This is a genomic window from Micromonospora sp. NPDC049201, from assembly GCF_055586805.1.
Genome location: NZ_JBVJHM010000001.1, coordinates 350,108 through 361,731, shown reverse-complemented (window position 1 = coordinate 361,731; position 11,624 = coordinate 350,108). Strand labels below are relative to the sequence as shown.

Here is an 11,624-nt window from a genome sequence, read left to right as displayed (position 1 = left end):
GAGTCCGCCGCCCCTGGTCGTGTCGGGGCCGCCTGTTACGGTTCCGCCGCCCTTGCCGCTGCCGCACCGGAGGTTGGTGTGATCAATTCGCACGTCTCGTCGTTCGCCGGGTTGCCGGTCCTGCCGTTCACACCGGGAATGGCGCTGCCGGCGGATCCGTCCGCCGTGGCCTGGCGGTTGGAGGTCGAGGAGTTCGACGCCGACCCGACCGAGTTCGCCGGCCTGGTCCGCGCCCTGCTCGACGAGGTGCCGGCCGAGGCGGTACGCGCCGTGGTGGTGGGCGAGTGGGGCGAGGCGCACGAGCGCCCGCTGCCGGTGGATCTGCTGGTCGACGCGGCGTCGAAGTGGACCGGGCTGCGGGCGGTGTTCCTGGCCGACCTGGTCGCCGAGCAGTGCGAGATCTCCTGGCTGACCCACCGCGACGTCACGCCGCTGCTGGCCGCGTGTCCGGCGCTTGAGGTGCTGTGGATCCGCGGCGCGCAGGGGCTGCGGCTGGAGCCGGTCCGGCACACCGCGCTGCGCGAGCTGCGGATCGAGTCCGGCGGCCTGCCGGCCGAGGTGGTGCGCGCGGTCGCGGCGTGTGACCTGCCGGCGCTGCACCGGCTGGACCTGTGGCTCGGCGTCGCCGACTACGGCGGCGACGCCACCGTGGACGACCTGGCGGTGGTGCTGGCCGGCGACCGGCTGCCGGCGGTGCGGCACCTCGGGCTCTGCAACGCGGAGCACGCCGACGCGATCGCCGCGGCGGTCGCCGACGCGCCGGTCGTCGGCCGGCTGGAGGTCCTCGACCTGTCCATGGGCGTGCTCGGCGACGCCGGTGCGACGGCGCTGCTGGCCGGTCAGCCGCTGACCCACCTGCGCCGGCTCGACCTGCACCACCACTTCCTGTCCGAGGAGGTGGCCGCGTCGGTGGTCGCCGCGCTGCCCGGCGTCGAGGTCGACGTCTCCGACCCGCAGACCGCCGACACGTACGACGGCCAGCCCTACTACTACACCGCGGTCGGGGAGTGACCGGCGGCGGTGGCGTGCTGACATGCGACTGACCGTGGTGGGCAATCCCGCGAACCGCCGGGTGGCGCTGTTCACGAGCGCGGTGCGCGCCGCGGGGCTGCCCGCCCCCACCGTCCTGCCCTGGGCGGACGTACTGACCGGGGCCGTCCCGCCGCCGGCCGGCGCGCTGGTGCGGGTCGACTCCCCGGGCGAGGATCCGCACGTCGACCGGCTGCTGCGACGGTCGGCCACCGCCGCCCGGCACGGCGAGCTGATCGGCCTCGCCGACGCGTACGCCGGTCTGGTGGCCGGGCTCGACCGGGTCGCCGCCGGGGGCGCGGAGCTGCTGAACCCGCCGGCGGACGTCGCGGTGCTCTGCGACAAGCGGCGTTGCCACGCGCTGCTGTCGGCGGCCGGCGTGCCGGTGCCGGCCGCGCTGCCGCCGGTCGGCGGTTATGCCGGTCCGCCACCGGTCGGCGGTTATGCCGCGCTGCGCGAGGCGATGGCGGCGGCCGGGTGGCGCCGGGTGTTCGTCAAGCCGGCGCACGGGTCGTCCGCCGCCGGGGTGCTCGCGCTCGCGGTCGGTCCGCGCGGCGTGCGGGCCGACACCACCGTCGAGCCCACCCCGGACGGGTTGTTCAACTCGCTGCGGGTCCGGCGGCACACCGACGAGTCGACGATCGCCGCGATCGTCGACCGGCTGGCCCCGGACGGCCTGCACGTCGAACGGTGGCTGCCCAAGGCCGGCCTGCGGGACCGGGTGGTCGACGTGCGGGTGCTGGTGGTCGCCGGCCGGCCGACGCACGCGGTGGTGCGTGCCGCCCGGGGCCCGCTGACCAACCTGCATCTCGGCAACGCCCGGGGCGACCTGGCCGAGCTGCGCGCCGCGGCCGGCGCGGCGGGCTGGTCGGCGGCGATGGAGACCTGCGAGCGCGTCGCCGCCTGCTTCGCCGGCTCGCTGCACGTCGGCGTCGACCTGATGTTCCTGACCGGGTGGCGCCGGCACGCGGTCGCCGAGGTGAACGCGTTCGGCGACCTGCTGCCCGGCGTGTTGACCGACGGCCGGGACAGCTATGCCGAACAGGTGCACGCGCTGACCACCGGCCGGTGGCGGCGGTGGCGGGCGGGGGTGGCCGCATGCGCGGCCTGATCGGCAGCCACGACCTGCTCCTGGTCACGCTGGACACGCTGCGCCACGACGTGGCCGCCGAGCTGGCCGCGACGGGGCGGACGCCGCGGCTGGCCCGGGCGCTGCCCGGCGGCCGGTGGGAGCGCCGGCACTCCCCCGCCAGCTTCACCTACGCCGCCCACCACGCGTTCTTCGCCGGCTTCCTGCCCACGCCGACCACGCCGGGGCCGCACGAACGGCGGTTCGCGGCGGCGTTCCCGGGCAGCGAGACGGCCGGCGCGGACACCTGGGTGTTCGACGCCCCGGACCTGCCCACCGCGCTCGCCGCGGTCGGCTACCACACGCTGTGCCTGGGCGGGGTCGGTTTCTTCAACCGGCGTACCCCGCTCGGCGCGGTGCTGCCCGGCCTGTTCGCCGAGGCGCACTGGGAGCCGGAGTTCGGCGTCACGTCCCCCACCTGCCTGGACGCCCAGCTCGACCGGCTGGCCGAGGTGCTGGCCCGGGTGCCGGTGGCCCGGCCGTTGTTCACCTTCCTCAACGTCGCCGCGCTGCACCAGCCGAACCGGCACCATCTGCCCGGCGCCGAGACCGACAGCCGGGCCAGCCACGCCGCCGCCCTGGAGTACGTCGACGGCCGGATCGACCGGCTGTTCCGGCTGGTCACCGGTCGCGGCCGGCCGGTGTTCACGATCATCTGTTCCGATCACGGCACCGCCTACGGGGAGGACGGCCACACCGGCCACCGGATCGGCCACGACGTGGTGTGGACCGTCCCCTATGCCGACTTCACCCTGCACCCGGGAGAATGGTGACCAGCACCGAACCGAGCCTCGACGGCTCCGCCTACCAGCAGTATCTCTACGCGTACCCGCACAAGACCTCCTACCGGGCGCTGCGGCCCCGGCCCCGGCTGGCGGACGTGTGGCGCGCCGAGGCGCGGGACGCGCTCTTCCTCTACCTGCACGTGCCGTTCTGCGAGATGCGGTGCGGGTTCTGCAACCTGTTCACCCGCGCCAACGCGCCGGCCGAGCAGGTCACCGCGTACCTACGTCAGGTGCGCCGGCAGGCCGGGCGGGTCGCCGAGGCGCTCGGCGCGGACGCCGGGTTCGCCCGCGCCGCGTTCGGCGGCGGCACCCCGACCTACCTCACCGCCGACGAGCTGACCGCGTTGTTCGCCGTCGCCACCGAGACGCTCGGCGCGCGCCTGCCGGGCGTACCCCTGTCGGTGGAGACCTCGCCGGCCACCGCGACGCCGGACCGGCTCGCGGTGCTCGCCGCGCACGGCACCACCCGGGTGAGCATCGGCGTGCAGAGCTTCCTCGACGTCGAGGCCCGCGCCGCCGGCCGGCCGCAACGCCGCGCCGAGGTGGAGGCCGCGCTGGCCGCGATCCGGGACGCGCGGATCCCGTCGCTGAACATCGACCTGATCTACGGCATCGACGGGCAGACCGCCGACACGTGGCGGCAGAGCCTGGACGCGGCGCTGGCCTGGCGGCCGGAGGAGCTGTTCCTCTATCCGCTCTACGTCCGGCCGCTGACCGGGCTCGGGCGGCGGGCGCACGCCCGCGCCGACTGGGACGCCCAGCGCCTCGCGCTCTACCGGCAGGCGGTGGAGACGCTCGACGCGGCCGGCTACCGGCAGGAGTCGATGCGCCAGTTCCGCCGGGCCGACGCGCCGGCGCCGGACGGTCCGGGCTACCGCTGCCAGGACGACGGCATGGTCGGGCTGGGTTGCGGCGCCCGCTCCTACACCACCGCGTTGCACTACTCCTTCGACTACGCGGTGAGCGTCACGCAGGTACGCGCGGTGCTCGACGACTACCTCGGCCGTCCCGCCGACGACTTCGCGTACGCCGAGTTCGGTTTCCGGCTGGACGACGCGGAGCAGCGTCGCCGCTGGCTGCTCACGTCGCTGCTGCGCGTCGACGGGGTGGACGCCGACGCCTACCGGGCCCGCTTCGGGCGACGGCCGGTCGACGACTTCCCGCAGCTCGGCCGGCTCGTCGAGCGGGGCTGGGCCACCGACGGCGGGCTGCGGCTCACCGCGGCCGGGCTGGCCCGCTCCGACGCCGTCGGCCCGTGGTTGACCTCCGCCGAGGTCCGACACGCGATGACCGGGTACGCGTTGCGATGACGCTGTCGATCCTCTACCGCGGCCCGCTGGCGAGCTGCAACTACGACTGTCCCTACTGTCCGTTCGCCAAGCGGCAGGACCCGCCGGAGCTGCTGCGCGCCGACCGGGCGGCGCTGGCCCGGTTCACCGGCTGGGTCGCGGCGACCACCGACGTGCGGCTGTCGGTGCTGTTCACGCCGTGGGGCGAGGCGCTGACCCGACGCTGGTACCGGGACGCCATGGTGTCGCTGTCGCACCTGCCGCACGTGGACCGCGTGGTGGTGCAGACCAACCTCGCCGCCCGCGTCGACTGGCTGGCCGACGCCGACCCCGGCTCGGCCGCGCTCTGGACGACCTACCACCCGGGGCAGGTCGAGCGGGCACGGTTCCTGGCCCGCTGCGCGCGCCTGACCGAGCTGGGCATCCGGTACTCGGTGGGGGTGGTCGGCCTGCCCGAACACCTCGACGAGGCGCGGGCGCTGCGGGCCGCGTTGCCGCCGGCCGTCTACCTGTGGGTCAACGCGGCCGAGGGTCGCCGTTACGACGCCGAGGAGGAGGCGACCTGGACCGCGCTGGACCCGCACTTCGGCTACAGCGTCCGGCCGCACCTGTCGCTCGGCCGGCCCTGCCACGCCGGTGAGACCGCCGTCTCGGTGCTGGGGGACGGCACGGTCCGCCGCTGCCACTTCATCCCCACCCCGATCGGCAACCTCTACGACGGCTCGTGGCGGGCCGCCCTGAAGCCCCGCGGGTGCGACACGGCGGTCTGCGACTGCCACATCGGGTACGTCCACCTCAAGCCGCTCGGCCTGCGGGAGGTGTTCGCCGGTGGGGTGCTGGAGCGGATCCCGGCCGGCTGGCCGTCGCCGGTCTCGACGCCGCGCTGACGCCTGGTCGAAACGGTTCCGCCCATTGACAGGCCGTTGATGTTAACGAAAACATTGACGAGTGCCTCTTCGCGAGCGCACCGGGAGCTCAGCACTTCGCACCGCCGCCGGCCCAGGGCAGACCGGCGCTGCTCGGGACGGTTGACCGAGGAGCGGCAGGCGTCGACAACCGGCCACTGTCCGCGCGAGGCTCACCTCATGCGACATCTGTGAGCGCTCACTTCGCCTCGGTCGGTCGTCGCCATCCCACTCACGGACCGGGAGGTCCCCGTGCGACTCACGCACCATCCCCGCCACCGGGCGGCGTTGATCGCCGCCGCCACCACACTCACGCTCACCACCGCCGGCCTCACCGCCACCCAGCTGCCCGCCGCGGCCGCCACCGGCTGCGCGGTCAGCTACACCGTCTCCTCGTCCTGGTCCGGTGGGTTCGGCGCGAACGTCTCCGTCACCAACCTCGGCGACCCGGTCAGCAACTGGCGGCTGACCTGGACGTTCGGCGCCGGCCAGACCGTCACCCAGTACTGGAACACCACCATCACCCAGACCGGCGCCGCCGTCACCGCCGCCAACGTCTCCTACAACGGCAGCATCCCCACCGGCGGCAGCACCAGCTTCGGCTTCAACGGATCGTGGACCGGCAGCAACCCGGTGCCCACCAGCTTCGCGCTCAACGGCACCACCTGCACCGGCGGCGTCAGCACGCCGCCCACCACGACGCCACCGAGCACCCCGCCGCCGGGCGGCGACGGACCGTGTGACATCTACGCGGCCGGCGGCACGCCCTGCGTCGCCGCGCACAGCACCACGCGGGCGCTGTTCCGGACCTACAGCGGGCGGCTCTACCAGGTGCGCCGCGCCTCCGACAACACCACCCGCGACATCACCACGCTCACCGCGGGCGGCCCCGCCAACGCCGCCGCGCAGGACTCGTTCTGCGCCAACACCACCTGCGTCATCACCTGGATCTACGACCAGACGACGCGGGGCAACAACCTCGGCTACCAGGGCGCCGGCGGCATCGGCGGCGCGGTGCAACCGGCCGTGGCGAACCGCGAGGCGATCACGGTCGGCGGCGCGAAGGCGTACTCGCTGTTCATCCCCGGCAACAGCAGCTACTGGCGCGACGGTCACCTGACCGGCGTCCCGACCGGCAGCGCGCCGGAGGGCATGTACATGGTCACCAGCGGCACGCACGTCAACAGCGGCTGCTGCTTCGACTACGGCAACAGCGAGACCACCCGCCGGGCCGACGGCGCCGGCGCGATGGACGCGATCTACTTCGGCACCAGTTGCTGGTTCGGCGGCTGCTCCGGCAGCGGCCCCTGGGTCCAGGCCGACCTGGAGTGGGGTCTCTACCCCGGCGGCAGCCAGACCTGGAACCCCAACCAGCGCGCCTTCACCAGCAAGTTCGTCACCGCCACGCTGAAGAACAACGGCACCTCACGGTTCGCCATCAAGGGCAGCAACGCCCAGTCCGGCAACCTCTACACGCTCTACGACGGGTCGCTTCCGCCCGGCTACAGCCCGATGAAGAAGCAGGGCGCGATCATCCTGGGCAGCGGCGGCGACTGCTGCATCGACAACAGGAACCAGAGCGTCGGCACGTTCTACGAGGGGGCCATGGTCGCCGGTTACCCCTCGGACGCGACGGAGAACGCGGTCCAGGCCAACGTCGTGGCCGCCGGCTACCGCTGAGCCGATCCGGCCGCCGCCCGGTCCCACGGGGCGGCGGCCGGATCACGGGCGGGCCCGGTCGCCGTGGACGGGACGCCGCACGCCGGGCGGGCCCGGGACGGACGGTAGGCTGCGGGCGGTCATCGGGGCGTCCGAAGGGGAACTGCGTGACAGGCGTGTCGGTTCGCGGGGCGGTTGCGGCCTGCGGAGGCCCGGAGTGAGCGAGGGACTGCGTCCCGGTGACCCGGTCCGGCTCGGTGGTTACGAACTGCTCGGCCGGCTCGGCGAGGGCGGCATGGGCAGCGTGTTCCTGGCCCGGTCGCCGCAGGGCCGGCAGGTGGCGGTCAAGGTGGTCCGCGCCGAACTGTCCCACCACGACGAGTTCCGGGGCCGATTCCGCAGCGAGGTGAACCGGGCCCGCCAGGTGCCGCCGTTCTGCACCGCCGAGGTGCTGGACGCCGACCCGGACCACGACCCGCCGTACCTGGTGGTGGAGTACGTCGACGGGCCCAGCCTGGTGCAGGTGGTCCGGGAGCGGGGGCCGATGACGACGGCCGGCGTGCACGGCATCGCGGTCGGGGTGGCCACCGCGCTCACCGCCATCCACGGCGCCGGCGTGATCCACCGGGACCTGAAACCCGCCAACGTCCTGGTCGCGCCCGGCGGGATCAAGGTCATCGACTTCGGCATCGCCCGCGCGTTCGAGGCCACGAGCCAGCACACCCGGACCGACCAGATGGTCGGCACCGTCGCGTACATGGCTCCGGAGCGGTTCGAGAGCGCGTCCGGCCAACGCACGGGCCCGGCCGCGGACATCTTCGCCTGGGGCGCCGTGGTCGCCTTCGCCGCGACCGGCCGGACGCCGTTCGAGGGTGAGTCCGCCACCGCCACCGCGATGCGGATCATGACCCAGCCGCCGGACCTGACCGGTCTGGACGGGCCGCTGCGGGAGCTGGTCTCCCGGGCCCTGGAGAAGGAGCCGACCGCCCGGCCGACGGCCCGCGACCTGCTCGACGGCCTCCTGACCGCGGCCTCGCCGGCGAGCGGGGCCGCCGTCCGGACCGCCGGGCCGACAGTGCCCGGCGCGGCGGCGGAACCCGGCCCCGGTGGCGGCCCCGCCACCGGCTCGGGAGCGAAAGCCGGTCCGGCGGCGGGAGCCGGCCGCGCGACGGGAGGCGGCCCCGACGGCGCGGGCCGGGGCGTCCCGGCGGACCCGGGCGCGGCCACGACGCGGCGCCGCCGACTCATCGGGTTGGCCGCCGGCGCCGCCGTGATGGCGGTGCTGGTGCCGGCCGCGCTGTTCGGCGCGGACCTGGTGGGCGACCGGTCCGGTTCGACGCCCACCGGCTCCGCCGGCAGCGGTTCCCCGACCGGCGGCGGCACGCCGTCCGCGTCGCCGGCGGCCGGCGGGCCGACCACCGGCGGCACGCCCTCCTCGACGGCGTCCCGTACCCCGGGCGGATCGCCCTCGGCGTCGGCCGACCGGACCCGGGCCATGCTGGCCGGTCAGCGACGGCTCCTGCTGCACGTCGTGGAGATCGACCGGGACCTGTCGCTGCCGTTCGACGGCGAGCTGACGGTCGGCGACGGCACCGGCAAGGACGCGCTCTTCGTGCTCGAACCGGTCGGCGTCGACTACATGATCAAGTCGGTGAACCCGGACATCGCGCACCGTCCGTGCCTCGGCGTCAAGCTCGACCCCGAGGGGTACGCGTCCCTGGTGGGCGCCGAGTGCGAACCCACCGGGGCCACCGTGTTCAGCATCTCCCGGGAGGGCAGGGACGACAAGGGCCGCACCTCCTACTCGATCATCAGCGAGAAGTACGGCGTGGTGCAGTGGGAGGACACCGAGAAGGAGATCTACGTCCAGGAGATGGGCGACGCCCCGATCGACACCACGTTCAGCCTGGTCGACCGCGGCGCCGCCTGACCCGGATCAGGTCAGCAGCTCGACGTACCCGCCGGAGCCGTGCACCCGGATCCGCTGCCCGTCGCGGATCAGCCGGGTGGCCCGCGGCACGTTCACGACGGCCGGCAGGCCGTACTCCCGGGCGATGACCGCGCCGTGGGTCATCGGGCCGCCCACCTCCGTCACCAGGCCGGCCACGGCGACGAACAGCGGCGTCCAGCTCGGGTCGGTATGGACCGTGACGAGGATGTCGCCCGGTTCGACGTCCGCGCCGGTCAGGTCGAGGACGATCCGGGCCCGCCCCTCCACCGTGCCGGCCGACACCGGCACGCCGGCCAGGGCGCCGCTCGGCACGTCGTCACGCCGGTACGCCCCGTGGACCGCCTCGCCGTCCGAGGTGAGCACGCGGGGTGGCGTGAGCGCCTGGTGGAACCGGAACGCCTCCGCGCGCTCGCGGATGAGCCGCGCGTCCACCCGGCGCGTCCGCACCGCGTCGCGGAACTCGTCGAAGGTCAGGAAGAAGACGTCCTCCCGGTCGGGCAACACCCCGTCCCGTACCAGCCGGTCGGCCTCCGCCATCAGCGCCTGCTTGTAGACGAGGTAGCGGCTCACGATGGCGTACTTCGGGTACTCGCGGTAGCCGATGAAGGTCCGGACCCGGTCGATCATCCGTTGGGTCTCGTCGGCCTTGCGGTCCCCGTCCGGCAGCGCCCGGAGCCGGTCGAGCACTTCCCGGGCCTTCCGCCGCACCGCCTGCCGGCCCTCCGCGAAGCGCCGTCCGGCGGCGCCGGGCGCGACGTTCCGGACGTGGTCGAGGATCAGCGGTACGAGGGTGGCCGGCCGCTCGCTCCACCGTGGTCGGGTGATGTCGATCTCGCCGACGCACCGCATGCCGTACCGGTCGAGGTAGTCCTGGAGGGCGTCGCGTGCCTCGCGTCCGCCCGGCAGCTTCGGCAGCTCGTCCAGGAAACCGTCGTCGTCCGCGGCGTCCCGCAGGAACGCCACCACCTCGGGGTGGGGGCGGATGACGTCGGCGACGTCGAGCAGCGCCAGCCCCATCTCCGAGGTGACGTTGCCGGGGGCGGACAGCGTGAGCGTGTCGGCGGCGTTCCGCTCGCCCAGCCACTCCCCCAGCTTGTCGTTGAGCCACCAGGTGGCCTCCATGCCGGCCATGATCGCCTGCATGTTGACCGGGTCGACGAGGGCCCGCTTGTGCTCCGGGAACGCCTCCGCCACCAGGAAGTCGAACAGCGCCGGCCCGGTCCGGGTGCCGATGTCGCGGCGCAGCGCGGCGATGCTGGCCCGACTCCGCTCGATCAGCGCCGTGACGACGGCCGGGTCGGTCTCGATCGTCGCCGACGGCAGCCCGGGGGGCGGACCGGCGGGGCCGTCGTCGGGCAGCGTCGGCACGACGTCACCACGGTCCAGGATCGTCTCCAGCGCGTCCCTGGTCAGCGGATCCGATCTGGTCATCAGGTCCAGGAAGGCGGCCCGGCCCGCCGGTGTGGCCAGGTGCCGGGTGGCGTCGACGAACAGCCGGCCACCGGCCTCGTGCATCGGCGCCATGGCGGTCAGCCGCCACATCGACAGCCCCAGCGGCTTCATCGCGTCGGTCATCATCTGCTGGTGGCCGACCGAGAGGTAGACGTGGTTCTGCCCGTCGTCGACCACCGGGACCGGGAACAGCGTGGTGATCGGGCGGCTCTGGAGGATGTGGAGTCCGCCGTCGGCCAGGGCCCACTCCAGGTCCTGCGGGCCGCCGAACCGCGCCTCGATCCGCCGCCCGAGCCGGACGAGACGGACGACCTGCTCGTCCGTCAGCGCGGGCTGCTCCCGCCGGGCCGGATCGACCGCCTCGGTCCGCGTCCCGCCGCCCGGCACGGCGCGGACGGCCCGCGGCTTGGTGGCGATGGTCCGGGAGCGGACCCGGTCGTCGCGCACCGTGAACACGTCCGGGGTGACCAGGCCGGAGACCAGGGCCTCGCCCAGACCGAACCCGGCCTCCACCGAGGCGACCTTCCGGTTCCCGCTGACCGGGTCGGCGGTGAACAGGATCCCCGCCGCGTCCGGGAGCACCATCCGCTGCACCACCACGGCCATGTGCACCGTACGGTGATCGATGCCGTTGCGTAGGCGGTAGGTCACCGCCCGCTCGGTGAACAGCGACGCCCAGCACCGGGCGACGTGGGTGCGGATCTCGTCCGGGCCCACCACGTTCAGGTAGGTGTCCTGCTGGCCGGCGAAGGAGGCCGTCGGCAGGTCCTCGGCCGTCGCGCTGGACCGCACCGCGTAGGCGGCGTGCGCGCCGAGCCCGGCCAGCGCGGCACCGATCGCCGCCGCGACCTCGCCCGGGACGGCCGCCTCCTCGATTACGCGGCGGATCTCGGCGCTTACCGTCCGGATCGCCTCGCGGTCGTCCGGGCGCAGCCGGGAGAGCCGGTCCAGGGACCCGTCGAGCGCCGGCAGGTCCGCCACGGCCCGCCGGTACGCATCGGTGGTCACGCAGAAGCCGGGCGGCACGCTCACCCCGTCGAGCCGCGACAGCGCCCCCAGGTGTGCGCCCTTGCCACCGACGGTGGCGACCTGCCTCTCGTCGATCTCGTCGAACCCGACCACGTAGCGTCCGGCCATCGTCGTGCCCCCCGTTTTTCCAGCTCATCCGCGTCCGGCCGACGATTCTGCGGCATGACCGGGGTCTTGCGGCAAGCCCCGGGGTGCGATATACGTTAGAAGTGGCAGGGAGCGACGTCTCCCTGCCTTCGGTGTTTTCCGGCCCTTCTCCGCGGCGTCGGTGGCGTCCGGCGGCAGACCCCGGTCCGCGCACACCCACGCCTCGGCCGGCGGGCCGAGATTGTGGCACTCCCGACGGCGGTCGGTGGCATGGCGGGGACGCTGCGGGGGCAAGAGCGGTACGGACAG

The 11,624-nt window shown here is 74.3% G+C and carries 8 protein-coding genes; 7 read left to right on the top strand and 1 reads right to left on the bottom strand.

What is annotated here, in order from left to right; translation table 11 throughout:
• The first annotated feature begins 78 nt into the window (after positions 1-78).
• The 7 genes from ACZ6O5_RS01390 to ACZ6O5_RS01360 all read left to right on the top strand — a co-directional run bounded on the left by ACZ6O5_RS01390 (position 79) and on the right by ACZ6O5_RS01360 (position 8,726).
• Positions 79-1,011 carry an STM4015 family protein gene (locus tag ACZ6O5_RS01390; RefSeq protein WP_465973944.1) on the top strand — a complete coding sequence of 311 codons (933 nt, stop codon included), beginning with the start codon at positions 79-81 and terminating at the stop codon, positions 1,009-1,011.
• Between the two features lie 22 nt (positions 1,012-1,033).
• Entirely contained in the window at positions 1,034-2,140 is a 1,107-nt protein-coding gene (locus ACZ6O5_RS01385) for an STM4014 family protein (protein WP_465973943.1), read from the top strand.
• A complete protein-coding gene (locus tag ACZ6O5_RS01380) occupies positions 2,128-2,931 on the top strand; it encodes an STM4013/SEN3800 family hydrolase (protein ID WP_465973942.1) in 804 nt (267 codons plus the stop codon). Before ACZ6O5_RS01385 ends, ACZ6O5_RS01380 begins: the two co-directional genes overlap by 13 nt.
• Positions 2,928-4,253, top strand: coding sequence for an STM4012 family radical SAM protein (locus ACZ6O5_RS01375; protein WP_465973941.1), 1,326 nt, complete (start codon positions 2,928-2,930; stop codon positions 4,251-4,253). Before ACZ6O5_RS01380 ends, ACZ6O5_RS01375 begins: the two co-directional genes overlap by 4 nt.
• Positions 4,250-5,119: an STM4011 family radical SAM protein gene (locus ACZ6O5_RS01370; protein WP_465973940.1), complete on the top strand. Its 870-nt coding sequence runs from the start codon at positions 4,250-4,252 to the stop codon at positions 5,117-5,119. The genes ACZ6O5_RS01375 and ACZ6O5_RS01370 overlap by 4 nt, the downstream gene beginning before the upstream one ends.
• A 270-nt stretch (positions 5,120-5,389) precedes the next feature.
• Positions 5,390-6,817, top strand: coding sequence for an arabinofuranosidase catalytic domain-containing protein (locus ACZ6O5_RS01365; RefSeq protein ID WP_465973939.1), 1,428 nt, complete (start codon positions 5,390-5,392; stop codon positions 6,815-6,817).
• Positions 6,818-7,013: 196 nt separating this feature from the next.
• On the top strand, positions 7,014-8,726 hold the full coding sequence (locus ACZ6O5_RS01360; RefSeq protein ID WP_465973938.1) for a serine/threonine-protein kinase: 1,713 nt from the start codon (positions 7,014-7,016) through the stop codon (positions 8,724-8,726).
• 6 nt (positions 8,727-8,732) lie between these two features.
• On the opposite strand, the gene rph is transcribed toward ACZ6O5_RS01360, so the two are convergent.
• Positions 8,733-11,336, bottom strand: coding sequence for a rifamycin-inactivating phosphotransferase (rph, locus tag ACZ6O5_RS01355; RefSeq protein WP_465973937.1), 2,604 nt, complete (start codon positions 11,334-11,336; stop codon positions 8,733-8,735).
• Positions 11,337-11,624: the final 288 nt, after the last annotated feature.

What these genes read in the sequence shown, in the direction of transcription:
- ACZ6O5_RS01385 (WP_465973943.1), top strand. Translation starts at nt 1,034, where the DNA reads ATGCGACTGACCGTGGTGGGCAATCCCGCGAACCGCCGGGTGGCGCTG.
- ACZ6O5_RS01380 (WP_465973942.1), top strand. Translation starts at nt 2,128, where the DNA reads ATGCGCGGCCTGATCGGCAGCCACGACCTGCTCCTGGTCACGCTGGAC.
- ACZ6O5_RS01370 (WP_465973940.1), top strand. Translation starts at nt 4,250, where the DNA reads ATGACGCTGTCGATCCTCTACCGCGGCCCGCTGGCGAGCTGCAACTAC.
- rph (WP_465973937.1), bottom strand. Translation starts at nt 11,336, where the DNA reads ATGGCCGGACGCTACGTGGTCGGGTTCGACGAGATCGACGAGAGGCAG.